This is a genomic window from Spirillospora sp. NPDC047418 (assembly GCF_040643275.1).
In the GTDB taxonomy this organism is placed as follows: Bacteria; Actinomycetota; Actinomycetes; order Streptosporangiales; family Streptosporangiaceae; genus Spirillospora.
Map to the genome: position 1 here is coordinate 82,621 of NZ_JBEYTW010000012.1, position 25,808 is coordinate 108,428.

The 25,808-nt window shown below is 71.6% G+C and carries 20 protein-coding genes and 1 tRNA gene; 15 read left to right on the forward strand and 6 right to left on the reverse strand.

What is annotated here, in order from left to right:
* Positions 1-19 precede the first annotated feature (19 nt).
* The 5 genes from ABZ806_RS10350 to ABZ806_RS10370 all read left to right on the forward strand — a co-directional run bounded on the left by ABZ806_RS10350 (position 20) and on the right by ABZ806_RS10370 (position 8,622).
* Positions 20-1,225 (forward strand): hypothetical protein, encoded by a 1,206-nt coding sequence (locus ABZ806_RS10350; RefSeq protein WP_500216582.1) that lies wholly within the window; start codon positions 20-22, stop codon positions 1,223-1,225.
* A 281-nt stretch (positions 1,226-1,506) separates the two neighbouring features.
* Complete coding sequence (gene gltB, locus ABZ806_RS10355; protein ID WP_500216584.1) at positions 1,507-6,078, forward strand: glutamate synthase large subunit; 4,572 nt, start codon at positions 1,507-1,509, stop codon at positions 6,076-6,078.
* 18 nt (positions 6,079-6,096) lie between these two features.
* Complete coding sequence (locus ABZ806_RS10360; protein WP_500216585.1) at positions 6,097-7,560, forward strand: glutamate synthase subunit beta; 1,464 nt, start codon at positions 6,097-6,099, stop codon at positions 7,558-7,560.
* 97 nt (positions 7,561-7,657) lie between these two features.
* Positions 7,658-8,092, forward strand: coding sequence for a helix-turn-helix transcriptional regulator (locus ABZ806_RS10365; RefSeq protein WP_500216587.1), 435 nt, complete (start codon positions 7,658-7,660; stop codon positions 8,090-8,092).
* A gap of 77 nt (positions 8,093-8,169) precedes the next feature.
* Positions 8,170-8,622 (forward strand): VOC family protein, encoded by a 453-nt coding sequence (locus ABZ806_RS10370; RefSeq protein WP_500216588.1) that lies wholly within the window; start codon positions 8,170-8,172, stop codon positions 8,620-8,622.
* Between the two features lie 33 nt (positions 8,623-8,655).
* Here ABZ806_RS10370 and ABZ806_RS10375 read toward each other — a convergent pair whose 3' ends face one another.
* The gene (locus tag ABZ806_RS10375) at positions 8,656-10,083 is read right to left on the reverse strand and encodes a pyridoxal phosphate-dependent decarboxylase family protein (RefSeq protein ID WP_500216589.1); all 1,428 of its coding nucleotides are present in this window, start codon (positions 10,081-10,083) and stop codon (positions 8,656-8,658) included.
* Between the two features lie 319 nt (positions 10,084-10,402).
* On the opposite strand from ABZ806_RS10375, the gene ABZ806_RS10380 reads away from it, so the two are divergent.
* Positions 10,403-11,263, forward strand: a complete 861-nt coding sequence (locus ABZ806_RS10380; RefSeq protein ID WP_500216590.1) for a hypothetical protein — start codon at positions 10,403-10,405, stop codon at positions 11,261-11,263.
* Between the two features lies 1 nt (position 11,264).
* Here ABZ806_RS10380 and ABZ806_RS10385 read toward each other — a convergent pair whose 3' ends face one another.
* Positions 11,265-11,948 carry a DUF6597 domain-containing transcriptional factor gene (locus ABZ806_RS10385; protein WP_500216591.1) on the reverse strand — a complete coding sequence of 228 codons (684 nt, stop codon included), beginning with the start codon at positions 11,946-11,948 and terminating at the stop codon, positions 11,265-11,267.
* Positions 11,949-12,013: 65 nt separating this feature from the next.
* Here ABZ806_RS10385 and ABZ806_RS10390 point away from each other — a divergent pair, with 65 nt between their 5' ends.
* Entirely contained in the window at positions 12,014-12,568 is a 555-nt protein-coding gene (locus tag ABZ806_RS10390; protein WP_500216592.1) for a type 1 glutamine amidotransferase domain-containing protein, read from the forward strand.
* A 110-nt stretch (positions 12,569-12,678) separates the two neighbouring features.
* Positions 12,679-14,109, forward strand: a complete 1,431-nt coding sequence (pyk, locus tag ABZ806_RS10395) for a pyruvate kinase (RefSeq protein WP_500216593.1) — start codon at positions 12,679-12,681, stop codon at positions 14,107-14,109.
* Positions 14,110-14,379: 270 nt separating this feature from the next.
* Here the strand turns inward: pyk and ABZ806_RS10400 are convergent, their stop codons facing one another.
* Together ABZ806_RS10400 and ABZ806_RS10405 are read right to left on the reverse strand one after the other, a co-directional pair.
* Positions 14,380-15,162, reverse strand: a complete 783-nt coding sequence (locus tag ABZ806_RS10400) for a transposase (RefSeq protein ID WP_500216594.1) — start codon at positions 15,160-15,162, stop codon at positions 14,380-14,382.
* Positions 15,163-15,375: 213 nt separating this feature from the next.
* A tRNA-Leu gene (locus tag ABZ806_RS10405) sits at positions 15,376-15,448 on the reverse strand.
* Between the two features lie 97 nt (positions 15,449-15,545).
* Here ABZ806_RS10405 and ABZ806_RS10410 point away from each other — a divergent pair.
* From ABZ806_RS10410 to ABZ806_RS10435, 6 genes are all read left to right on the forward strand, one after another.
* A complete protein-coding gene (locus ABZ806_RS10410; protein ID WP_500216595.1) occupies positions 15,546-16,154 on the forward strand; it encodes an ANTAR domain-containing response regulator in 609 nt (202 codons plus the stop codon).
* 287 nt (positions 16,155-16,441) lie between these two features.
* Positions 16,442-17,614: a branched-chain amino acid ABC transporter substrate-binding protein gene (locus ABZ806_RS10415; protein ID WP_500216596.1), complete on the forward strand. Its 1,173-nt coding sequence runs from the start codon at positions 16,442-16,444 to the stop codon at positions 17,612-17,614.
* A 95-nt stretch (positions 17,615-17,709) separates the two neighbouring features.
* Positions 17,710-18,675 carry a branched-chain amino acid ABC transporter permease gene (locus tag ABZ806_RS10420; protein WP_500216597.1) on the forward strand — a complete coding sequence of 322 codons (966 nt, stop codon included), beginning with the start codon at positions 17,710-17,712 and terminating at the stop codon, positions 18,673-18,675.
* The gene (locus tag ABZ806_RS10425) at positions 18,672-19,826 is read left to right on the forward strand and encodes a branched-chain amino acid ABC transporter permease (RefSeq protein WP_500216598.1); all 1,155 of its coding nucleotides are present in this window, start codon (positions 18,672-18,674) and stop codon (positions 19,824-19,826) included. Before ABZ806_RS10420 ends, ABZ806_RS10425 begins: the two co-directional genes overlap by 4 nt.
* 47 nt (positions 19,827-19,873) lie before the next feature.
* The gene (locus ABZ806_RS10430) at positions 19,874-20,614 is read left to right on the forward strand and encodes an ABC transporter ATP-binding protein (protein ID WP_500216649.1); all 741 of its coding nucleotides are present in this window, start codon (positions 19,874-19,876) and stop codon (positions 20,612-20,614) included.
* Complete coding sequence (locus tag ABZ806_RS10435) at positions 20,604-21,467, forward strand: ABC transporter ATP-binding protein (RefSeq protein WP_500216599.1); 864 nt, start codon at positions 20,604-20,606, stop codon at positions 21,465-21,467. Before ABZ806_RS10430 ends, ABZ806_RS10435 begins: the two co-directional genes overlap by 11 nt.
* Positions 21,468-21,549: 82 nt before the next feature.
* Here the strand turns inward: ABZ806_RS10435 and ABZ806_RS10440 are convergent, their stop codons facing one another.
* Positions 21,550-22,116, reverse strand: a complete 567-nt coding sequence (locus ABZ806_RS10440; RefSeq protein ID WP_500216600.1) for a DUF4352 domain-containing protein — start codon at positions 22,114-22,116, stop codon at positions 21,550-21,552.
* A 352-nt stretch (positions 22,117-22,468) separates the two neighbouring features.
* Positions 22,469-22,900 carry a PaaI family thioesterase gene (locus tag ABZ806_RS10445; protein ID WP_500216650.1) on the reverse strand — a complete coding sequence of 144 codons (432 nt, stop codon included), beginning with the start codon at positions 22,898-22,900 and terminating at the stop codon, positions 22,469-22,471.
* A 63-nt stretch (positions 22,901-22,963) separates the two neighbouring features.
* On the opposite strand from ABZ806_RS10445, the gene polA reads away from it, so the two are divergent.
* Entirely contained in the window at positions 22,964-25,654 is a 2,691-nt protein-coding gene (gene polA, locus ABZ806_RS10450; RefSeq protein ID WP_500216601.1) for a DNA polymerase I, read from the forward strand.
* Positions 25,655-25,808: the final 154 nt, after the last annotated feature.

Consider the following 25,808-nt stretch of genomic DNA (forward strand, 5'->3'; position numbering starts at 1 on the left):
GACAGTAGTCTGCGCGCTCGTGGACCCCGATGAACCCCGCCGCGGCGGCCGCGGACGGGCACCGGTGAACCGGCAGGGCCGCGGCCGGCCCGGCCCCCGCCGCACGGCGCCCGCCCGCGCGGGCGGCCCCCGCCGCGGCACGCCGCCCCGCCGCCCGGCGCCCCGCGCGGAGCGCCCGGCCCCGCCGCCCGCCCCGCCGCACAGCGAGGCCCCCTACAGCGAGGCCCCCTACGACGAGTCCCCTTATGGCGGGGCGCCGTACGGCTCGTACGAGGACGCCCCGTACGAGGACGCCTACGACGACGTCCCGCCGCCCGGCCCGCGCGGCGCGAAGCCGAAGAAGCCCGGCAGGCCGAAGCGGCCCGGCAAGGCGAACGAGCCGGGCAAGGCGAAGCAGCCCCGGACCCCGGAGAGGCCCCGGACCCCGGAGCAGCCGGGCCGGGCCGGCCGGGAGCGGAAGACGCCCGAGGCCGGCGGGCTCGGGCCGAGGCTGTACTTCGGCGCGGCGGCCGTCCTCGGGCTGGTCGTGCTGCTCGGGCTCGGTGCCGTGGTCGTGCTCCGCGGCGGGAGCGGCGGCGGCCCGGGGCACGCCGCCGGGGCGAAGATCGGGACGCCGGCGGGCAACGGCCCCTCGCCGGCCTCGTACTCCAGCTCCCCGTCGGCGTCGGCGTACGGCGGCATCACCGCCCGCCGCGCGGACCCGGAGCCGCTGACGATCGAGGAGGCGTTCCCGGCGGACGCGGCGACGCTGGCGGTCCCGGACGGGAAGGCGAAGCCGAAGCTGCGCGCCAAGCGGCTCGACGGCGACTGCGCCGCCGCGGTCTGGGGCGGGACGGTGGGCGCCGAACTCGGCCGGGGCGGCTGCACGCAGGCGGCGCGGGGCATCTACTCCGACACCAGGAACGGGTACGCGCTGGCCGTCGCCGTGTTCAACCTGAACTCCTCCGCGGACGCGGACCGGTTCGTCGCGAAGCTGGAGGAGACGATCGGCGCGGGCTTCGTCCTGCCGCTGCCGGCGCCGGCGCCGCTGGACGACTTCGGACGCGGGTTCGGCATGGCGCGCGGCCTCGCCATGGGCCATTTCGCCGTCGTGTCGTGGGCGGCGCGGCTGGACGGCAAGGGCGACGCGACCGACGAGACGCTGCTGTCGCTGCTGATCGAGGGCGGCAAGTCCCCGGCGGTGCTGGGCCGCGCCGCGCGCGCGTCCGGTTCGCCGTCCGATTAGGGAATTTCTCGGTAGATCCCCGGCGTATCACCGTAAACATCGCGTCTCGGTGATGATCCTCACCTGGGCCGGTGCGGGGCCCGGGTAAAGCGCACGACTACCCTTGGTCTAAACCACTTCGAGATGACGCACCCCGGATCGCCACGAAGAAGTTTCGCGATCTGGTGCAGTCGGGCATGTTCCCGACAGTGATGTAATGTCATCTCACCGCAGCAGGGCCAACGTCGTCCCACGACTGCACTGACATCAGACAGTGACACGAGACGACGACGGGAGGGTTGATGGCCTCGGCTGCCTTCACACCTGCTGCCCGCGTACAGGGCCGCCCTGATTCGCAGGGGCTGTACGATCCGGCCAACGAGCACGACGCCTGCGGTGTCGGCATGGTCGCCGACCTGCACGGCCGCAAGAGCCACGACATCGTCGAGAACGCCCTGACCGTTCTGAAGAACCTCGACCACCGCGGCGCGGTGGGCGCGGAGCCCGACGACGGCGACGGCGTCGGCATCCTCGTCCAGATCCCGGACGCGTTCTTCCGCGAGGTCTGCGACTTCCCGCTCCCCGACGCGGGCGGCTACGCGGCCGGCGTCGCGTTCCTGCCGGCGGACGGCGCCGAGCGCGCCGCCGCCGTCGCCCACGTCGAGGCGCTCTGCGTCGAGGAGGGCCTGACGGTCCTCGGGTGGCGGGAGCTTCCGCACGATCCGCGCTTCACCGGCCCGGCCGCGCGCCGCGTCATGCCGCACTTCGCGCAGCTGTTCCTCGCCCCGGCCGCGGGCGGCCCGCACGCGGGCACGACCGGCCTGGAACTGGACCGCGCCGTGTTCTGCATGCGCGAGCGCGCCGAGCAGGACGTCCGCGTCTACTTCCCGAGCCTGTCCAGCCGGACGATCGTCTACAAGGGGATGCTGACGACCCCGCAGCTGGAGCCGTTCTTCCCCGACCTGTCGGACCGCCGGTTCACCAGCGCGATCGCCCTGGTCCACTCGCGGTTCTCGACCAACACGTTCCCCGCCTGGGAACTGGCCCACCCGTACCGGTTCATCGCCCACAACGGCGAGATCAACACGGTGAAGGGCAACCGGAACTGGATGCGGGCCCGCGAGGCGCTGCTGAAGTCCGACGTGCTGCCGGGCGAGCTGTCCCGGATCTACCCGGTGATCGACATCGAGGCGTCCGACACCGCCTCGTTCGACGAGTGCCTGGAACTGCTGCACCTCGGCGGCCGGTCGCTGCCGCACGCGGTGCTGATGATGATCCCGGAGGCGTGGGAGAACCACGCCGAGATGGACGCCGACCGCCGCGCGTTCTACGAGTTCCACTCCACGCTGATGGAGGCGTGGGACGGCCCGGCCAGCGTCAGCTTCACCGACGGCACCGTCGTCGGCGCCGTCCTGGACCGCAACGGGCTGCGCCCCGGCCGGTACTGGGTGACCGGCGACGGCCTGGTCGTGCTCGCCAGCGAGGCGGGCGTGCTGAACATCCCGGACGCCGAGGTCGTCCGGAAGGGCCGGCTGCAGCCCGGCAAGATCTTCCTCGTGGACACCGCCGCCGGGCGGATCGTCGAGGACGACGAGGTCAAGGCCGAGCTGGCCGCCGAGCACCCGTACGCCGATTGGCTGCACCAGGGGCTCGTCCGGTTCGAGGAGCTGCCGCGGCGCGAGCGGGAGATCCCGACGCACGAGACGCTGGTCAAGCGGCAGCAGACGTTCGGGTACACCCTCGAAGAGCAGCGGATCATCCTGACGCCGATGGCGAAGAACGGCGCCGAGCCGATCGGGTCGATGGGCACCGACACCCCGATCGCGGTGCTGTCGGAGCGCCCGCGGCTGCTGTTCGACTACTTCAAGCAGCTGTTCGCACAGGTCACGAACCCGCCGCTGGACGCGATCCGCGAGGAGCTCGTCACCTCGCTGCAGTCCACGCTCGGCCCGGAGGGCAACCTGCTGGCGCCCGGCCCGGACTCGTGCCGCCGGCTCGTGCTGCCCACCCCGATCCTGGACAACGACGAGCTGTCCAAGATCATCCACATCGACGACGAGGGATCGCTGCCGCACCTGCAGGCCTACGTCGTGCAGGGCCTGTACGAGGTGTCGGGCCGGGGAGAGGCCCTCGAGGCCCGCCTGGAGGAGATCAACTCCGAGGTGAGCCGGGCCATCGCCGCCGGCGCCCGCATCATCGTGCTGTCCGACCGGGGCGCCGACTCGGCCCGCGCCGCGATCCCGTCGCTGCTGCTCACCGGGTCCGTCCACCACCACCTGATCAGGGAGAAGACCCGCACGCGGGTGGGCCTGGTGATCGAGACGGGCGAGGCCCGCGAGTGCCACCACATGGCGCTGCTCATCGGGTACGGCGCGTCCGCGATCAACCCCTACCTGGCGATCGAGACCGTGGAGGACCTCGTCCGCGGCGGCGCCATCGAGGGCCCGACCCCCGGGGAGGCCGTCCGGAACCTGGTGAAGGCGTACGGCAAGGGCGTCCTGAAGGTCATGTCGAAGATGGGCGTGTCCACGGTCGCGTCCTACACCGGCGCGCAGATCTTCGAGGCGATCGGCCTCGGCGCGGACGTCGTGTCCCGCTGCTTCACCGGCACCACGTCCCGGCTCGGCGGCGTCGGCTTCGACGTGCTGGCCCGCGAGGTCGCGCAGCGGCACGCCCGCGCCTACCCGCCGGGCGGCAACGACCTCGCGCACCGCACCCTGGAGGTCGGCGGCGAGTACCAGTGGCGCCGCGAGGGCGAGCCGCACCTGTTCAACCCGGACACGGTATTCAAGCTCCAGCACGCCACCCGCACCCGCCGCTACGAGATCTTCAAGGAGTACACCTCCAAGGTCGACGCGCAGGCCGAGAAGCTGATGACCCTGCGCGGGCTGTTCAAGCTCCGGGAGGGCGAGCGGGAGCCGGTGCCGATCGGCGAGGTCGAGCCGGTGGCGGAGATCGTCAAGCGGTTCTCCACCGGCGCGATGTCGTACGGGTCCATCTCGGCGGAGGCGCACGAGACCCTCGCGATCGCGATGAACCGCCTCGGCGGCAAGTCCAACACCGGCGAGGGCGGCGAGGACCCGTCCCGGTTCACCCCGGACGACAACGGCGACCTGCGGCGCAGCGCCATCAAGCAGGTCGCGTCCGGCCGGTTCGGCGTCACCTCCGAGTACCTCACCAACTCCGACGACATCCAGATCAAGATGGCGCAGGGCGCCAAGCCCGGCGAGGGCGGCCAGCTGCCCGGCCACAAGGTCTACCCGTGGATCGCCAAGACCCGGCACTCCACCCCGGGCGTCGGCCTCATCTCGCCGCCGCCGCACCACGACATCTACTCGATCGAGGACCTGGCGCAGCTCATCCACGACCTGAAGAACGCCAACCCGGCGGCGCGCGTGCACGTCAAGCTCGTCGCCGAGGTCGGGGTCGGCACGGTCGCGGCGGGCGTCTCCAAGGCGCACGCGGACGTGGTGCTGATCTCCGGGCACGACGGCGGCACGGGCGCGTCCCCGCTGACGTCGCTCAAGCACGCCGGCGCCCCGTGGGAGCTGGGCCTCGCCGAGACGCAGCAGACGCTGCTGCTGAACGGGCTGCGCGACCGCATCGTCGTCCAGGCCGACGGGCAGATGAAGACCGGCCGGGACGTCGTCATCGCCGCGCTCCTCGGCGCCGAGGAGTACGGCTTCGCGACCGCGCCGCTGGTGGTGTCGGGCTGCATCATGATGCGGGTCTGCCACCTGGACACCTGCCCGGTCGGCGTCGCCACCCAGAACCCGGTGCTGCGGCAGCGGTTCTCCGGCAAGCCCGAGTTCGTCGTGAACTTCTTCGAGTTCATCGCCGAGGAGGTCCGCGAGTACCTGGCGGCCCTCGGATTCCGGTCGCTGGACGAGGCGATCGGGCACGTCGACATGATCGACATGCGCGAGGCCGTCGACCACTGGAAGGCGTCCGGCCTGGACCTGGCCCCGATTCTGCACGCCCCCGAGGTGCGGGCCGGCGCCTCGCTGCGCCGGACCGCCGAGCAGGACCACGGGCTGGAGAAGGCCCTGGACAACACGCTGATCCAGCTCGCCGAGGGCGCGATCGCGTTCGGCGACGCGGTCAAGCTGGAGCTGCCGATCCGCAACGTCAACCGCACGGTCGGCACCATGCTCGGCCACGAGGTGTCCAAGCGGCACGGCGGCGCCGGACTGCCCGACGGCACCATCGACGTCACCTTCACCGGGTCGGCGGGCAACTCGTTCGGCGCGTTCGTGCCGCGCGGCATCACGCTGCGGCTCGTCGGCGACGCCAACGACTACGTCGGCAAGGGCCTGTCCGGCGGGCGGCTGACGCTGCGGCCCCCGGCGGACGCCGGGTTCGCGGCCGAGGAGCAGATCATCGGCGGCAACGTCATCCTGTACGGCGCCACGTCCGGCGAGCTGTTCGCCCGCGGCGTCGTGGGGGAGCGGTTCTGCGTCCGCAACTCCGGCGCCACCGCCGTCGTCGAGGGCGCCGGCGACCACGCCTGCGAGTACATGACCGGCGGCCGCGCCGTCATCCTCGGCCGGACGGGCCGCAACCTCGCGGCCGGCATGTCCGGCGGCGTCGCCTACGTCCTGGACCTGGTGCCCGAGCGGGTCAACGGCGAGATGGTCGACCTGGAACCGCTCGACCCCGGCGACGCCGGGTTCGTCCGGGACCTGGTCGAGCGGCACCTGGCCGAGACCGGCTCGCAGGTCGCCCGGCGGCTGCTGGACGACTGGGACGCCGCCGCGACCCGCTTCACCAAGATCATGCCGCGTGACTACCGGCGCGTCCTGGACGCCATGGCGAGGGCCGAGGCCGAGGGCCGCGACGTCGACGAGGCCGTCATGGCCGCCGCGCAGAGCTGAGAGAGGGGGACTTCCCACATGGCTGACCCGAAGGGATTTCTGACCGTCCGGCGGGAGCTCCCGAAGCGCCGCCCGGTCGACGTGCGGATCCGGAGCTGGTCCGAGGTCTACGAGGACTTCGGCAACGACCGCCTGGAGAAGCAGGCGAGCCGCTGCATGGACTGCGGCATCCCGTTCTGCCACCAGGGCTGCCCGCTCGGCAACCTCATCCCCGAGTGGAACGACCTCGTCTACCGCAAGGACTGGCACGAGGCCGTCGAGCGGCTGCACGCCACCAACAACTTCCCGGAGTTCACCGGGAGGCTGTGCCCCGCCCCGTGCGAGAGCGCCTGCGTCCTCGGCATCAACCAGGAGCCGGTGACGATCAAGCGCGTCGAGGTCGAGATCATCGACCGGGCGTTCGCCGAAGGCTGGGTGCGCCCGGTGCCGCCCGCCGTGAAGACCGGCAAGACGGTCGCGGTCGTCGGCTCGGGACCCGCGGGCCTCGCCGCCGCGCAGCAGCTCACCCGCGCCGGGCACGACGTCACCGTCTACGAGCGCGCCGACCGCGTCGGCGGCCTGCTGCGCTACGGCATCCCCGAGTTCAAGATGGAGAAGCGGCACCTCGACCGGCGCCTCGCCCAGATGCGCGCCGAGGGCACCGCCTTCAAGACCTCGGTGAACATCGGCGTCGACATCACCGCCGCCGAGCTGCGCGACCGCCACGACGCGGTCGTCCTCGCGGGCGGCGCGACCGCCTGGCGCGACCTGCCCGTCCCCGGGCGGGACCTCAAGGGCGTCCACCAGGCGATGGAGTACCTGCCGCCGTCCAACAAGGTGCAGGAAGGCGACTACGACGAGTCGCCGATCTCCGCGGAGGGCAAGCACGTCGTCGTCATCGGCGGCGGCGACACCGGCGCCGACTGCGTCGGCACCGCGATCCGGCAGGGCGCCGCGTCCGTCACCCAGCTGGAGATCATGCCGCGGCCGCCGGAGGCCCGCCCGGACGCCCAGCCGTGGCCGACGTACCCGATGCTGTTCAAGATGGAGAGCGCCCACGAGGAGCTCGCCGACCAGGGCGGCGACCGGGTCTACGCGGTGTCCACCACCGAGTTCGCCGGCGACGGGGACGGCCGCGTCCGCGCGCTGGGGCTGGTGGACGTCGGCGGCCCGGAGACCCGGTTCGCGCCGATCGAGGGCACCGAGCGGGAGATCCCCGCCGAGCTGGTCACCCTCGCGATGGGCTTCCTCGGCCCGCAGCGCGAGGGCCTGCTGGAGCAGCTCGGCGTGGACCTCGACCAGCGCGGCAACGTGGCCCGCGACGGCGCCTACGCGACGTCCGTGGACGGCGTGTTCGTCGCCGGCGACATGGGCCGCGGCCAGTCCCTGATCGTGTGGGCGATCGCCGAGGGACGCGCCGCCGCCCGCGGCGTCGACGCCTACCTCACCGGCCGCACCGACCTGCCCTACCCGATCCCGCCCACGGCCCGCCCGATCGCCTGAGGCACGGCACGGCGCCTGAGCACGGCACGGCGAAGGCCCCGGGGGAGCGCGCTCCTCCGGGGCCCTTCCGTCGGCGGCGTGTGCGAGCATCGAAGGCATGGAGAGCACGGCGTCCGCGCCGGACACCGGCGTGCTGCGGCGGATGCGGGTCGCGCGGGACGCCATGGACCGCGAATGGGCCGAGCCGCTCGACGTGGCCGCCGTCGCCGCCCGCGCCGGGTACTCGCGCTACCACTTCGTCCGGCTGTTCCACGAGGTCTACGGGGAGACGCCCGGCGCCTACCTCGCCCGCCGCCGCATCGAGCGCGCCCAGGACCTGCTCCGCACCGCGAACCTGACCGTCACCGAGATCTGCATGCTGGTCGGCTTCACGAGCCTCGGCACGTTCTGCACCCGCTTCAAGCAGCTGACCGGGATGACGCCGACCGAGTTCCGGCGGCGGGCCCGCGGCCCCGGCGCGTCCTCGATCCCCGGGTGCTTCGTGCTGCTGTGGGCGGGCGGCTTCCGCAAGGGCGGCGCGGCCGGGGGCTGAGCAACTTTCGAGAAGGCCGCCCGGACCGCCGCCTCCTACCGTGGACACATCACCGCTGCTCACGAAGGAGAAACGGCATGATCACCAAACTGGGGCTCGCCACCGTCTGGGTGCTCGACCAGGATTCGGCCAAGGCGTTCTTCACCGACACGCTCGGCCTGGAGGTCCGCGACGACATGACCCTCGGCGACGGCGGGATGCGCTGGGTCACCGTCGGCGCCAAGGACCAGCCCGACCTCAGCCTCACCCTCATGGTGCCCGGCCCGCCGACCATGGACCCCGACTCCGCCGCGCACATGAAGGCGCTCATCGCCAAGGGCGTCCTCGGCGCCGGCGCCTTCAACACCGACGACTGCCAGGCCGAGTACGAGCGGCTGTCGGCCGCCGGGGTCGAGTTCGTCCAGCGGCCGGAGCGGCGCCCCTACGGCATCGAGGCCGTCTTCCGCGACGACTCCGGCTGCTGGTACAGCCTCACCCAGCCCTTCGACGAGCTCGACGAGTCCGCCCCCTGGAACGACTGCGCGACCTGAGCCCCGCGCCCGGCTGGAGGGCGGCCCGCGGGTTCAGTCCTTCAGGGCGGCGCCGAGTTCGCGGAGGACGTCGACCAGGCGCTCCACGTCGGCCTTCGTCGTCCGCCAGTTGAGCGGCGCCGGACGGAACACCGTCATGCCCCGGTAGGTGCTCGTGCCCGCGTACACGCGGCCGTCCGCGAGGAGCGCCTCGCCCAGGCGCGCGTTCAGGTCGTCCAGGCGATCCTCGGGGACGCCGTCCGGGCGGTAGCGGAAGCACGCGACGCACAACTGGACGGGCGCGAGCAGCTCCAGGTCGGGCGCCGCCTCGACGAGTTCCCCGAGGTGGGCGGCCACGTCGAGGTGGCGCTCCACCATCGCCCGGTAGCCGTCGCGGCCGTAGGCGCGCAGCGTCGCCCAGATCGGCAGCGCCCGCGCCCGCCGGGACGACTCCGGGCCCAGCGTGTTGTAGTTGGTCCGCTCGTCGTCGGCGTCCGGCAGGTACGCGGCGCCCCACGCCCCGAACGCGCGGCTCAGCCAGTCCCGGTCCCGGACGAACGAGAACCCGCTCTCGTACGGGACGTTCAGCCACTTGTGCCCGTCCGCCGTCACCGAGTCGGCCCGCTCGACACCGCGCGCGAGGTGCGCGGTCCGGGGGCTGAGCGCGGCGAACAGGCCGAACGCGCCGTCCACGTGGAGCCACGCGCCGTGCCGCTCGGCCAGGTCCGCGAGGTCGGCGATCGGGTCGGAGTCGCCGGTGTTGACCTCGCCGAGGTTCGCCACGACCACCGCCCGGCCGCCAGCCCGCGCCAGCGCCGCGTCCATCGCGCCGAGGTCGACGCGCCCGGCGTCGTCGCGGGCGAACGTGCGCAGCGTGTCCCGGCCGCAGCCGAGGATCTGCAGCGCCTTGCGAGTGCTGACGTGCACCAGCCCGCTGCTGAACACCGGCATGGTCGGCAGGCCCGCCAGACCGCGCGAGGTCACGTCCACGCCGTACCCGTCCGCCCACCAGCAGCGCGCGCACGCCAGGCCCGTCACGTGCGCGAGCGTCGCGCTCGGCGTCAGCACGCCCCCGAACGACGCCGGGAGGCCGAACAGCTCCTTCAGCCAGCGCAGCACGGCCGTCTCCGCCCGCGCGGCGAACGGCGACGTCGGCCACAGCCCGGCCGCCTGGTCGAGCAGCGACGCGGTCCAGTCGCCCGCCATCGCCGCCGGCGTCGACCCGCCCACCACGAAGTGGAAGAACCGCGGCCCGGACGAGTGCGTCGCCGCCCGCGTCCCGATCCGGACCAGCCGCTCGACCGCCGCCACCGCGCCGTCCCCCTCGGCGGGCAGCGGGCCGTCGAGCTCGTCCAGGAGCGCGTCCTGCGTCCCGTCGTGGACGAGCCGGTCCCGCAGGCTCCGCAGATACGGCCCCGCCTCCCGCGCCACCACCGCGAGCGGCTCACCGGCCATGTCACGTTCGTCAAGCGGATCACTCATGACGGACAGCAGACCACAACCGGGGGGCCGCTGGGAACGGCCGTGACCACCGCGACCGCCCCGCTCCGGGGCCCTTGTGGTCTTGGGGCAGGTCGGCTACGGTCCCGCCTGGGTTCACGCGCCGGGCCCGGACGGCACCGTCCCGGCACGGCGGCGGCGGGCCGCGCGCTCCCGCACCCCGCACGCGGGACATCAGGGGCCCGGCCACCCACCGCTGGGGTGGCCGGGCCCACCGCGTCCCCCTTTCGCCGCAAGGCCGCCCGCCAGACGTCCGTTTCCTACAAGACCGGCCGGAAGCGGCCGCTCTACCGTGGACCGCATGAACGTCCTGAACGCCACCGGCCTGGCCCGCGCCGAGCAGTTCATGCGGCACGCCGCCCGCATCATCGACCGGCACCGGTTCGCGCTCCACTTCCGCGGCGGGCCCGCCGCGGAAGTCCTCGCCGCGCTCAGCGCCTACGCGAACCCCGACGGCGGCTACGGCCACGCCCTCGAACCCGACCTGCGCGGGGAGGGCAGCCAGCCCGTCCCCGCCCAGCACGCCCTCCAGATCCTGCACGAGGCCGGCGCGGACGGCGACCCGGCCGTCGCGCGGGTGGGCGACTACCTGGCGTCCATCACGCGGGACGGCGGGGGAGTGCCGTTCGTGCTGCCGAGCGTCCGCGACACCCCGCACGGCCCCTGGTGGCAGACGCCCGACGACCCGCCCGGGAGCATCAACCCCACCGCCACCCTCGCCGGCATGCTGCACCGGGCCGGGTCGCGGCACCCCTGGCTCGGGCCCGCCACCGACTTCTGCTGGCGCCACCTGGACGATCCGGGCACCGAACCCGGGCCGTACGACGTCCTCGCCATCCTGACGTTCCTCGACCACGTCCCAGACCGCGACCGCGCCGAGGCCGCCTTCGCCCGCGTCCGGGACGCCCTCGCGTCCGCCGCGCAGAGCGACCACCAGGACGTCCTCGACTTCGCGCCCGGCCCGGACGGATACGGACGCCGCCTGTTCACCGGCGACGCCATCGAGGCGGGACTCGACGCCCTCATCGACGCCCAGGACGACGACGGCGGCTGGGACATCGCCTTCCCCAGCTGGACGCCCGCCACCCGGCCCGAATGGCGCGGCTTCACCACCGTCGAATCCCTGCTGACGCTCCGCGCCTACGGCAGGCTCAAGCCCTGACTCACAGCAGGTTCCCGACGGGCTCGCCCGCCAGGCCCCGCACCTCGTTCGCGAAGTGGGCCTGGTCGGCGTAGCCCGCCGCGTACGCCGCCGCGGCCCGCGTCCGGCCCGCCCGCACCAGGCTCAGCGCCCGCTGGAACCGCAGCACCCGCTGCAGCGTCTTCGGCCCGTACCCGAACGCCGCCAGCGACCGGCGCCGCAACTGGCGCTCGCCGATGCCCAGCCCGTCCGCGACGCCCCGCACCGAGTCCCGGGCCAGCCCGGCCACCACCGCCGGGACCATCGGATCGGGCGGACCCATCCGGTCCCGCACCGCCGCGACCAGCGCCGCGCGCCGGTCACCGGCACCCGCCACCGCCTCCGCCAGCCGGTCCGCCTCACCGCCCCACAGCTCCCGCAGGGGCAGGCGCCCGTCGCGGACCGCGTCCGCCGGGACGCCCAGCACCGGCGGCGCCGTCCCCGGCCGGAACCGCACCGCCACCACCGCCTCACCCGGCCGCATCGTCGCCGGGACCGGCCCGGTGTCCGGCCCCGCCACCAGGATCCCGGCGTCCGACCAGATCAGGTCCACGCAGGCGTCCGGCACCACGCGCTGGACGAACGGCTCGGCGCCGGACGGCAGCGCCGCCGTCCACGCGCAGGCCAGCCCCGGCGCCCGGTACTCGCGATAACCGGTAGGGCTCATACGTCCTGCATACCACCCGTCCATCCGGGCAAGGGCCCATGAAATCGAGCAAATCAGGAGAAATCATGTCGAACGATCTTCAGGGGAAGAGCATCGCCTTCCTATGCGCCCCGGAGGGCACCGAGCAGGTCGAACTCACCGAACCCTGGACGGCCGTCGAGCAGGCCGGCGGCGGCCCGCGCCTGGTCTCCACCCAGTCCGGGCGGCTCCAGGCGTTCGACCACCTGGACAAGGGCGACACCTTTCCCGTCGACACCACCGTCAACGTGTCCGACCACACCGAGTTCGACGGGCTCGTCCTGCCGGGCGGCGTCGCCAACCCCGACTTCCTGCGCACCGACCCGGGCGCGGTCGCGTTCGCCAAGGCGTTCTTCGACGCCGGCAAGCCCGTCGCCGTCATCTGCCACGGACCGTGGACGCTCGTGGAGGCGGACGTCGTGCGCGGACGCACGATGACGTCCTGGCCCAGCCTCCGGACCGACCTGCGCAACGCGGGGGCCACCTGGGTGGACGAGGAGGTCCAGATCTGCGAGGACGGGCCCAACGTCCTCGTCAGCAGCCGCAAGCCCGACGACCTCAAGGCGTTCTGCCAGGCGGCGGTGGAGGCGTTCAAGCGGTGACCGGGGCCACATGTGGTCTAGACCTCTGACCTAGACCATTCGGTGAACCGCGGGCGACCATATGCTGCGCGAATATCCGTACCAGCAAGTAACTAAGTACGGTTGTGCACGTGACCCGTCGAGCGAAGATTGTCAGCACCATCGGTCCCGCCTGCTCCAGCACGGAGCAGATCAACGCCCTCGTCGAAGCCGGCATCGACGTCGCCCGCCTCAACATGAGCCACGGCGACCACGCCGTCCACGAGGAGGTCTACCACCGGCTGAGGGCGGCGGCCGACGCCACCGGGCGCGGCGTCGGCATCCTCGCGGACCTGCAGGGCCCCAAGATCCGCATCGGGCGCTTCCCCGACGGGCCGGTACGCCTCACGCTCGGCGACGAGTTCACCGTCACCACCGACGACGTCCCCGGCACCCGCCGCGAGGTGTCCACCACCTACCAGGGCCTGCCGGGCGACGTCAGCCCCGGCGACAGCGTCCTCATCGACGACGGCCGCGTCGCCCTCAAGGTCGTCGACGTCGACGGCACCCGCGTCCGCACCACCGTCACCGTCGGCGGCATGATCTCCGACAACAAGGGCCTGAACCTCCCCGGCGTCCCGGTCAGCGTCCCCGCCCTCACCGAGAAGGACGAGACCGACCTGCGCTGGGCCCTGCGCCTCGGCGTCGACCTCGTCGCCCTGTCCTTCGTCCGGACCCCCGCCGACGCCGACATCTGCTACCAGATCATGGAGGAGGAGGGCGTCCGCGTCCCCCTCATCGGCAAGATCGAGAAGCCGCAGGCCGTCGAGCGCCTCCCCGAGATCGTCGCCGCCTTCGACGGCATCATGGTCGCCCGCGGCGACCTCGGCGTCGAACTGCCCCTCGAACAGGTGCCGATCGTCCAGAAGCGCGCCATCGAACTGTGCCGCGAGAAGGCCCGCCCGGTCATCGTCGCCACCCAGATGCTCGAATCCATGATCTCCGCGCCTCGCCCCACCCGCGCCGAGACCTCCGACGTCGCCAACGCCGTCTTCGAGGGCGCCGACGCCGTCATGCTCTCCGGCGAGACCAGCGTCGGCCAGTACCCGATCGAGTCCGTGCTCACCATGAGCCGCATCGTGCAGACCGCCGAGCAGGCCGCCCTGCACGCCACCCACACCCTGGAGCGCATGCCCGAGACGGTCGGCGGCGCCATCGCCCGCGCCGCCGCCGAGGTCGGCGCCATCGTCGGCGCCGAGGCCCTCGCCGCCTTCACGATGTCCGGCGAGACGGCCCGCCGCCTCTCCCGCTACCGCTCGCCGATCCCGCTGCTGGCCTTCACCTCCGTCCCCGCCGTCCGCGGCCGCCTCGCGCACGTCTGGGGCGTGGAGACCTTTATCGTGCCGCAGGTCGACCACACCGACGCCATGTTCGGCCAGGTCGAGCAGGCCCTCCTCGAACTGGGCCGCGTCCAGAAGGGCGACAAGGTCGTCGTCGTCGCCGGCTCACCCCCCGGCACCCCGGGCTCCACCAACGCCCTGCGCGTCCACAGCATCGGCGACGCCATCGCCGTCCACCACTGAGACCACCCACCCCGCCGGGCACCGCGCGAAACGCACCCCGCGCGGTGCCCGGCCCACCCGGCCGCATCCGCTCCACGCGCAACCTTGCCCACCGAGCACGCATCACCACCCGATCTCATTTCCACGTCACTCCGAGAACCACCCACCCCGGAACGGCCCGCCCACCCCACGCGCCACCTCCCGCAGAGAGACGCCTGGCCCATTCGGTAGTTCGACCCCACGGACCCATCCAGCCGCCACCGCCGTCTACAGAGGGACGCATGGAGGCATTCAGTACTTGGGCCCGACGAACTCGTCCAGCCGCGCCACGGCCTCCCGCCTCGCGACCGAGATGTTCTTGGCGTTCATCTGCGTCCACGCGACCCCGAGCCGGTCCAGCGCGTCCGTGAACAACCGCTGGATGTCCACCGACACGTTGGTGAAGTTGTAGCGCGGATACTCGTACCAGCGGTCCCCGTCCTTGAGCGGCCGCCGTACGCGGTTGACGAATCGGCTCCCGTCGGAATGGAGCAGGCCGCGGACGAACTCCTCGGTGCATTCGTCCACGATCTCCCGCTGCCAGGACGCCAGTTCGATCTTGCGTTCGTGCTTCTTGCCCGGTCCGTGCTGGGGGAAGAGGCAGGGCCAGTGCTTGGAGTGGCTGTTGACCTCGACGCAGCCGATCCGCTGGATGATCCGCACCTTGTTCCCCGGGCGGACGGCGCCGACCGCCGCCGTGCACTGCTTGATGAGACCGGGCCAGGCATCGGCGCAGGCGATCCGAATCGCCCATATCTTCTTTTGGCGGCCGCCTACGGGGCTGATGCAGCCATCGCCGAGATAGAGGCCGAAGAGGTAGGCGTAGGAATCCGTCGGCTGAGGCAGTGCGGGTGGTGTCGAGCAGCGTGGGCAGGGCACGTGCGGTCTGGCATAGAGGTCTCGCCCCTGATCCGTTCTCAAGCGCCATTTGCGGATCGCGTAACGCGAAATGCCCGTCCGGCGACTCACCTCGCTGACCGTGAGGCCCTGCGCGAGCAAGGCTAAGACGCGTTCACGCACGGTGGTGTCGTACATGCACACAGTGTCGCCCGGGCCTACGACAAAACCGCGTTCCCGAACCGGCGGACGTCTGGCCCCTGTCCGGATGAGGCGAATGCGAGGGCGCGGCGACGTGGTCTCGCGCGCCAGGCGTCGTCGGAGAGAGCGTGAGGGCGCGTCTTAGACGCTTGTGGGCGCTGGCGGGCCGACCTCGAAGATTCCTCAGCGTAGGTGGCAGTTTAGAAAAAGTGCCCCGAGTGGGATTCGAACCCACACTTGATGTGGTTTGAGCACATTGCCTCTGCCATTGGGCTATCGGGGCATTTGTCAGGATAATCTGGACATTTTTGCTTGCAAGGCGAGGCCGGAGGCGGTGGGGTGCCCTCGTGGGGACCAGGGTAGCGGGTTTCGGTAGGGTCGTGCGCGTGGAGAGCACGCGGCGAGTGGTGATCGCGGAAGACGAGGCCCTGATCCGGCTGGACCTCAAGGAGATGCTTCAGGAGGACGGCTACGAGGTCGTCGGGGAGGCGGGGGACGGGGAGACCGCCGTGCGGCTCGCCGGTGAGCTGAGGCCCGACCTCGTGATCCTGGACGTGAAGATGCCGGTGCTGGACGGCATCTCGGCGGCCGAGCGGATCTCCGCGGAGCGGATCGCACCGGTGGTGATCCTCACCGCGTTCTCGCAGCGCGAGCTCGTCCAGCGGGCGACGGACGCGGGGGCGATGGCCTACCTCGTCAAGCCGTTCACCAAGACCGACCTCGCGCCGGCGATCGAGATGGCCGTGAGCCGGTACACCGAGCTGCGGGCGCTGGAGGCGGAGGTCGCGGGGCTGCAGGAGCGGCTGGAGACCCGCAAGGTGGTCGACCGCGCGAAGGGGCTGCTGCAGCAGGCGCACGGCTGGTCCGAGGCGGAGGCGTTCCGCTGGATCCAGAAGACCTCGATGGACCGCCGGCTCACGATGCGGGCCGTCGCCGAGGCGGTCGTCGCGGGCGCGTCCGGCGGTAGCGGCCAGTCCGCCGCGGGCTGAGTTCCCGGCGGCACCGGGCGGCGCCGTGTCAAGGTCCAACCGCGGGCCGTGGCCTGCCCCACCATTGTCACGCTGCGTAATCGTCCCTGGCAATTGCGGGTGTCGAATGGATACAGCGGCGTAACGAACGAGTAACCCTTCGATCCGGGGGTCCTGTTCTGGGGTGGCTCGACGGTGTACGACATAGCTGGTCCCCGACTGACCGGATTTCCCTCGCCGAGGGGTGGCGTCGGGGCATGTTCTCGTACCCGATCCCCTCCCGGATCCGGATGGAAAGGTTGGGCACCTTGCGGCGCAACATGATGAGGATCACCGGCGCGGTGGCGGTGAGCGCGGCGCTCGCGCTCAGCGCCGTGGCGTGTGGTGGCGACGATAACGAGTCCGGCAGTGACGGAAACTCGGTCACGATCGGGTTCATGGGCGACCTGACCGGTGAGAACTCGGGCCTGGTGATCCCGCCCAAGCAGGGCGCGCAGCTGGCGATCGAGCAGTACAACGCCACGAACCCCAAGGTCAAGATCAACTTCAAGACCTACGACAGCCAGGGCAAGCCGGAGCAGGCGACCTCGCTGGCGCTGGGCGCGGTCAAGAACGACAAGATCGCCGGCCTGATCGGCCCGGCCTTCTCGGGTGAGTCGCAGAGCGTCGGCCCGATCCTGGAAGAGGCCAAGATCCCGAGCGTCTCGCCGTCGGCGACGAGCATCACGCTGGGCGAGAAGGGCTGGAAGTTCTGGCACCGCGTGGTGGCCGACGACGCGGCGCAGAGCGCCGGGGTCGCCGAGTTCGTGATGAACTCCGGCGCCAAGAAGGTCTTCCTGGTCTCCGACAACCAGGACTACGGCAAGGGCCTCACCGACGCCATCGACAAGGCCGTGAAGGCCAAGGGCGCCCAGACGCAGACCGACGCGGTCGACGACAAGGGCACCGACTACTCCTCGACGGTCAACAAGATCAACGAGTTCAAGCCGGACTTCGTGTACTTCGGCGGCTACTACGCGGTCGCCGGCCGGCTGTTCAAGCAGCTGCGCGAGGGCGGCTACCAGGGCAAGATGATGTCGGGCGACGGCTCGCTGGCCACCGGCCTGATCGAGGGCACCGGCCAGAAGAACGCCCAGGGCACGCTGGTCAGCTGCGGCTGCCTCATCGACCCGACCGGTAAGACCAACCCGAAGGCCAAGACCTTCGCCGACGACTACAAGGCGAAGTTCGGCTCCGAGGTCGCGATCTACTCGACGGAGGGCTACGACGCGGCGACCGCGTTCGTGGACGCCGTGAAGGCCGGCAAGACCAAGCCCGAGGAGATCAACGAGTACCTCAAGTCGATCGACGTGGCGGGCGTCGGCAAGCAGATCAAGTTCGCGGAGAACGGCGAGCTCGCCACCCTGGACATCTACGTCTACGAGGTGGAGGGCGACAAGCTGCCCCTGCTCGGCAAGGCCAGCGAAGCGAAGGTCTCCTAGGCGCCGACCAGCGCCCCCGAAGAGATCCCCTGATGGCGCGGGAGCGGGAGCGCTACAGCGCTCCCGCTCCTTCTTCGATCTAAGGCGACCCAAAGGTGCTCGACGACTTCATCAATCAATTCTGGCCGTCGACCATCGACGGCCTGGCACTCGGCGCGATCTACGCGCTGCTGGCGCTCGGCTACACGATGGTCTACGGCGTGCTGCGGCTGATCAACTTCGCGCATGCCGACATCTTCATGGTCGGTACGTTCGCGGCCCTGTGGACGGTGCGCTCGCTGGGCGTCGGCACCGTGGGCGGCATCGCCCTGGTGGGGGTGGTGGCGCTGACCGCGGTGGTGGCCGGCGTGGTCACCGCCGGCAGCGCCATGCTCCTGGAGGTGACGGCCTACCGGCCGCTCCGTAAACGGGGGGCGTCCAGACTCGCGGCGCTGATCTCGGCCATCGGGGCATCGATCTTCATCCAGCAGCTGTTCGCGACGGTGGTCGTGCACCGGGTGTTCGGGACGTCCGAGGCGGGCGGCCGGCTCCCCGTGGACGAGCACTTCAAGAAGCTCACGACCGTGGTGGACTTCGGCCCGATCCAGATCAGCAACGACAAGCTGATCATCTTCATCGGCGCGGTGCTGATGATGGTCGCGCTCGACCAGTTCGTGAACCGGTCGAAGCTCGGCCGCGGCATCCGCTCGACGGCCCAGGACCCGGAGACGGCCGTGCTGATGGGCGTCAACATCGACCGGGTCGTGTCGGTGACGTTCATCGTCGGCGGCGTGATGGCGGGCGTCGCGGCGGCGCTGTACTTCCTGCGCTTCGAGCAGACGAACTACTTCGTCGGCTTCCTGCTCGGCATCAAGGCGTTCACGGCGGCGGTCCTCGGCGGGATCGGCAACATCCGCGGCGCCCTGGCCGGCGGCTTCGTGCTGGGGCTGCTGGAGATGTACGGTTCGAGCCTGTTCGGCTCGCAGTGGCGGGACGTCGTCGCGTTCACCGTGCTGATCCTGGTCCTGATGTTCCGTCCCACCGGCATCCTCGGTGAGTCCCTCCAGCAGGCGCGCGCATGAACCTTACGAAGACGACCAACGGCAAGTCCGGCCGGCGCGGTTCCGGCCTGTCCCTCGACCCGCTGCGGAACTGGTGGGCGGGCGCCCCCGGGTGGCAGCGCTGGGCGGTCTACGTCCTGCTCATCGTCGGCGCGATCTTCCTGCCGAGCGAGGCGATCGGCAGCTTCATGGCGCCGAGCGGCACCAGCTGGCCGTCGATGCTCAGCGACCAGATCGCCATCTACGTGCTGCTGGCCCTCGGCCTCAACGTCGTCGTCGGCATGGCGGGCCTCCTGGACCTCGGCTACGTCGCGTTCTACGCGGTCGGCGGCTACACCATCGCGATCTTCGCGGTGCGGTACCACTGGAGCTTCTGGGAGACGCTCGTCCTGGCGATCCTGTTCTCGGCGCTGGCGGGCGTGATCCTCGGTGCGCCGACGCTGCGGCTGCGCGGCGACTACCTGGCGATCGTGACGCTCGGCTTCGGTGAGATCGTCAAGCGGACGGCGAACAACAGCTCGTTCGTGAACGGGCCGCGCGGCGTGCAGGGGATCCCGCACCCGCCGACGCTGTCGGAGTTCGAGATCCTCGGCGTGCAGCCGCTGAAGTACGGGCTGCTGGACACGCGCCCGTACTATTACCTGCTGCTCCTGTTCATCATCGTCGCGATCATCTTCGTCCGGCGGCTGGACGCCTCGCGCGTCGGCCGGGCGTGGGCGTCGATCCGCGAGGACGAGGACGCGGCCGAGCTGATGGGCGTCCCGACGTTCAAGTTCAAGCTGGCGGCGTTCGCGATCGGCGCGGCCATCGGCGGCAGCGGCGGCGTGGTGTTCGCCGCGAAGCAGACGTCGATCCTGCCGGCGAACTTCGAGTTCATCGTGTCGGCGCTGATCCTGGCGGCGGTCGTGCTGGGCGGCTCGGGCAACATCCCGGGCGCGATCCTGGGCGCGTTCGTGGTGGCGTGGCTGCCCGAGCGGTTCCGCTTCCTGGACGAGTACCGCATGCTGATCTTCGGCGGCGCGCTCGTGCTGATGATGATCTTCCGTCCGGAGGGCCTGTGGCCGTCGCGGCGGCGCAAGGCCGAACTGGAGGAGGGCGGCGGCGGCATGGGCGCGATGGGCGCCGAGGTCGCCGGGCCGGGACAGTCCGAGGCCGCGGAGGTGGGCAAGTGAGCGGGACGGACGAGCGCAGGCCGGTCCTGGAGCTGCGGGACGTCGTCATGCGGTTCGGCGGCGTCGTGGCGCTCAACAAGGTGCAGATCACCATCCGCGAGGGTGAGATCTTCGCGCTGATCGGCCCGAACGGCGCCGGGAAGACGACGGTGTTCAACGTGACCACCGGCGTCTACCGGCCGTCGGAGGGCTCGGTCGTGTTCGACGGCAAGCGCATCGACGGCAAGAAGCGCTACGTGGTGACGAAGCTGGGCGTCGCCCGGACGTTCCAGAACGTGCGGCTGTTCCACAACATGACCGCGCTGGAGAACGTCCTGGTGGGCGCGGACGCGCACCACCGGACGGGCCTGGCGGGCGCCGCGCTCGGGCTGCCGTGGTTCCACCGCGAGGAGCGGCGGGGCCGGGAGCTGGCGCACGAGCTGCTGGAGCTGGTGGGGGTCTCGCACCGGGCCGAGGAGGCCGCGAAGAACCTGCCGTACGGCGACCAGCGGCGGCTGGAGATCGCCCGCGCGCTGGCCACCAAGCCGAAGCTGCTGCTGCTGGACGAGCCGGCGGCGGGCATGAACCCGGCGGAGAAGGTCGCGCTGCAGGACCTGATCCGCAGGATCCGCGACACCGGGGTGACGGTCCTGCTCATCGAGCACGACATGAGCCTGGTGATGGGGATCAGCGACCGGGTCGCCGTGCTGGACTTCGGGCAGAAGATCGCCGACGGCCTCCCGGCCGAGGTGCAGAACGACCCGCGGGTGATCGAGGCGTATCTGGGGGCTCCGGCCGATGCTTCTTGAGATCGACGACATTCACGTCCACTACGGAAAGATCGCGGCGCTCAAGGGCATCTCGGTGTCCGTGGACGAGGGCGAGATCGTGACGCTGATCGGCGCGAACGGCGCCGGGAAGACGACGACCCTGAAGACGATCTCGGGGCTGCGGAGCCTGACGTCCGGCGCGATCAGGTTCGACGGCCGGGACATCAGCAAGATGCCGGGCCACAAGCGGGTGACCGCCGGGATCGGGCAGGCACCGGAGGGGCGCGGCATCTTCCCGGGGATGACGGTGGAGGACAACCTCCTCATGGGCGCCTACTCGCGCCGCGACGACGCGTCCAAGGAGCTGGCGGAGGCGTACGAGCTGTTCCCGCGGCTGGCCGAGCGCAAGTCGCAGGCGGGCGGCACCATGTCCGGCGGCGAGCAGCAGATGCTCGCGATCGGGCGGGCGCTGATGGCCAAGCCGAAGGTGCTGCTGCTGGACGAGCCGTCCATGGGGCTCGCGCCGATGCTGGTGCAGCAGATCTTCTCGATCATCGAGGAGATCAACCGGCGCGGCACGACGGTGCTGCTGGTGGAGCAGAACGCCCAGCAGGCCCTGCAGATCGCGCACCGCGCGTACGTGCTGGAGACGGGCCGCGTCGTGAAGTCGGCGCCGGCGGCGGAGCTGCTCGACGACCCGCAGGTCCGGGCCGCCTATCTGGGCGGCGAGCTGGCCGAGGCGGCGGCCGGCACGGCCGCCGGGAAGGCCGGGCCCGCGGAGAAGGCCGAGCCGGCCGAGCCCGCCAAGCCGGCCGAGTCGGCCGAGTCGGCCGAGTCCGCGGAATCGGCGGAGTCCGCCGGGTCTGCGGACGGCGCGGGGGAGGGCAAGTAGCGGTCCCTGTTCTGCCGCGGTGCGCCCGCCGGTCCGGTTCGTCCGGTCCGGCGGGCGTTCCCGTGTGCGGGCCCGGGAGCGGTCAGCGCAGCGCGATCTCGGCGGGGGCGGGGTCGCTGATGGAGCCGACCGGCGGGGAGCCGCGGAGGCGGACCGCCTTCGTCCGCGCGCCGCGCGGCAGGTCGAACCACAGGTCGAACTCGACGCGCATGGACGCCCCGACGGAGATCCGCTCCGGCTGCCGTTTGATCATGGTGGCGTTGACGTCGGGGGAGTGGGCCCGGCCGTCGGTGGTGACGAGGCGCTGCTTCCAGGTGTCGAAGACCTGGATGTCGCGGCCCGTGTTGACGGCCAGGACGCGGACGCGGGTGAAGGCGCCCTTGGCGTCCATCGCGGCGTGGGTGCCCATGACGTCGGTCATGGCGTCGCTGAAGCCGATGACGGTGAAGCGCATGTCGGCGCTGTGCCCGGTCTTTCCCTGCAGGACGGACTCGCCGTCGCGGGCCTTCTCGGCGGGGATCTTGTACGTGGCGGCCGGGTCCGAGCCGGAGCAGCCCGCGATCAGCAGGGCGGCGGCGAAGGCCAGGATGAGGGCCGAGGCGAAGTCGGGAGCGGCGGGCGGACGGGTGCGCGTGTCACGGTGGCGCATGGTCCGGACCGTACGGCCGATCGCGGACGGGATGAACCCGGCGATCCCCTTTCGCAACCCAACCGCAACCGGTGACGGACCTATACCGGTGTCGTCGGGCCTGGCCTGGTCCCGGACGGAGCGGGGGCGTCCCCGGACATGCGTTGACCCGGGATCACCTTTGGGGCCGTACGAACCTTCCCCGGGCGCGTACGTTGTCTACTCGGTGATCCCGGGCCGTTCCGGGCCACGCTACAGACCCCGGGCCGCGCATCGCAAAGAAAGCGCGGATCGCGAGGGATCGACCCCGGGCCGCCGGCCATCGCGCTGGCCGCCGCGCCACCGCCCTCGCCGCCGCCGTGCCGTCGGCGCGTCAGTCGCCGGAGGGGGCGTCCCGCAGCATGCAGGTGAGCCTGGCGGTGCAGACCCGCCGGTCCCGGTCGTCGGTGATGACGATGTCGTAGGTGGCGAGCGTGCGCCCGCCGTGCGCGCGGGTCGCGACCCCGGTCACGTACCCGTCGGTCGCGGACCGGTGGTGCGTGGCGTTGATCTCGATGCCGACGGCGATGCGGCCCGGACCGGCGTGCATCGCCGACCCCGCGGACCCGAGGGTCTCGGCGAGGACGCAGGAGGCGCCGCCGTGCAGGAGCCCGTACGGCTGGGTGTTGCCCTTGACCGGCATGCGGCCCACGACGCGCTCGGCCGACACCTCCAGGTACTCCACGCCCATGGCCTTGGCCAGGTCGCCGTGCCCGTCGAACTCCTCGCCGGCCCCGAGCTTCGCGGCCACTTCCCGCGGGGACATCCCGCTGGTGTCAGTCACTTACGCCTCCACACAACTGTCGTACGCGCAGACTAGAGTCCTCGTGTGGCGACGACACCAGCGACCCCTGACAAGCGTGACCGGCTCCTCCTGCTCGACGGGCACTCCCTGGCCTACCGGGCGTTCTTCGCGCTGCCCGTGGAGAACTTCTCCACCACCGACGGGCAGCCGACCAACGCCGTGTACGGCTTCACCTCGATGCTCATCAACGTGCTGCGCGACGAGCAGCCGTCCCACATCGCGGTGGCGTTCGACCGGTCGGAGCCGACGTTCCGGCACGAGCAGTACGTGGAGTACAAGGCGGGGCGGCAGAAGACCCCCGACGAGTTCCGCAGCCAGGTCAGCCTGATCTTCGAGGTGCTGGACGCCCTGCGCGTCCCGCGGATGTCGGTCGCCGGCTTCGAGGCCGACGACATCATCGCCACGCTGTCGGTCCAGGCCACCGCGTCCGGGCTGGACACGCTGATCGTCACCGGCGACCGGGACGCGTTCCAGCTCGTCGACGAGCACGTCACCGTCCTGTACCCGGTGCGCGGCGTCTCCGAGCTCGCCCGGATGGACCCGGCCGCCGTGGAGGCCAAGTACGGCGTCCCGCCCGAGCGGTACCGGGAGCTGGCCGCGCTGGTCGGGGAGAGCAGCGACAACCTGCCGGGCGTGCCCGGCGTCGGCCCGAAGACCGCCGCGAAGTGGCTCACCAAGTACGGCGACCTCGATGCCCTCGTCACCCGGGTCGAGGAGATCAAGGGCAAGGCCGGCGACAGCCTGCGCGAGCACCTCGCCGGGGTGCTGCGCAACCAGCAGCTCAACAAGCTCGACACCGAGGTCGGCCTGGAGCTGACCCCGCCGCAGCTGACCATGGGCCAGTGGGACCGCGACGAGATCCACACCCTGTTCGACTCGCTGCAGTTCCGCGTCCTGCGCGAGCGCCTGTACGCGTCGCTGTCGGCCGCCGAGCCGGAGGCCGACGAGGGCTTCGAGGTCGACCTCGACGCCCTCGAACCCGGCGCGCTCGGCACCTGGCTGGAGGCCAACGCCGGCGGCCGGCTCGGCGTCGCCGTCACCGGCACGTGGGGGCGCGGCACCGGCGAGATCACCGCGCTGGCGCTGGCGTCCAAGCAGGGGCCGGCGGTCCACCTCGACCCGGCCGAGCTGATCGAGGACGACGAGCGCGCCCTCGCCGCCTACCTCGCCGACCCGGCGCGCCCGAAGGCGGTCCACGAGGCCAAGGGCCCGATGCTGGCGCTCGCCGCCCGCGGCCTGCGGCTGGAGGGCGTCACCAGCGACACCGCGCTCGCCGCCTACCTCGCCCTCCCCGGCCAGCGGACGTTCGACCTCGCCGACCTCGCGCTGCGCTACCTGCACCGCGAACTGCGCAGCGAGACCGAGGACTCGGGCCAGCTGACCCTGGACGGCTCCGGTGAGGAGGAGGCGGCCGAGGCCCTCGCGGTCCGCGCGCGCGCCGTCACCGAACTGGCCGACGTCCTCGACCAGGACCTCGACAAGCGCGGCGCCACCCGCCTGCTGCACGAGGTCGAGCTGCCGCTCGTCGGCGTCCTGGCCGACATGGAGCGCGCTGGCATCGCCGTGGACGCCGACCACCTGGCGCACTTGTCGGCGTCCCTCGGCGGCCAGGTCAAGGAGCAGGAGCAGCTGGCCCACAACGCCGTCGGCCGCGAGTTCAACCTGGGATCGCCCAAGCAGGTCCAGCAGGTGCTGTTCGACGAGCTGAACCTGCCCAAGACCAAGCGCACCAAGACCGGCTACACCACCGACTCCGAGGCGCTCACGACCCTCCTGGAGAAGGACGGCCACCCCGTCCTGGAGCACATCCTGCGCTGGCGCGAGGTCGCCAAGCTCAAGAGCATCGTCGACTCGCTCATCCCGATGCTCGACGACGCCGGCCGCATCCACACCACGTTCAACCAGATGATCGCCGCGACCGGGCGGCTCTCCTCGACCGACCCGAACCTGCAGAACATCCCGATCCGCACCGCCGAGGGCCGGCAGATCCGCGAGGCGTTCGTCGTCGGCGCGCCCTACGAGTCCCTGCTCACCGCCGACTACTCCCAGATCGAGCTGCGCATCATGGCGCACCTCTCCGAGGACGAGGCGCTCCTGGAGGCGTTCGGCTCCGGCGCCGACTTCCACACCATCACCGCGTCCCGCGTCTTCGGGCTGCCGCCCGAGCAGATCGACTCCGAACTCCGCGCCCGCATCAAGGCGATGAACTACGGCCTCGCCTACGGCCTGTCCGCCTACGGCCTCTCCCAGCAGCTGCGGATCTCCCCCGACGAGGCCCGCGGCCTCATGGAGGAGTACTTCGAGCAGTTCGGCGGCGTGCGCGACTACCTGCGCGACATCGTCGCCAAGGCCCGCCAGGACGGCTACACCCAGACGATCCTCGGCCGCCGCCGCTACCTGCCCGACCTCAACTCCGACAACCGGCAGCGCCGCGAGATGGCCGAGCGGATGGCCCTCAACGCCCCCATCCAGGGCTCCGCCGCCGACATCATCAAGGTCGCCAGCCTGAACGTCGACCGCGCCCTCCGCGACGCCGGCCTCACGTCCCGGATGCTCCTCCAGGTCCACGACGAACTCGTCTTCGAAGTGGCCCCCGGCGAACTCGACACCCTGAAGACCCTCGTCAGCACCGAGATGGCCGGCGCCTACGAACTCCGCGCCCCCCTGAGCATCTCCATAGGCACCGGCCGAACCTGGCAAGACGCGGCGCACTGATCGATCTCCTCCCCTCCTCCAGCCCCTAGAGGGCCCTCCACCACCCATCGCATCCGACTCGCGTAGCGACGCTCGCGGTCGCCGCGTGGCCGGGCCGCCCCGTTGTTGATCTGCGGCGTGTTGTTGTTTTGGGTGCGCTCATAACAACAACACG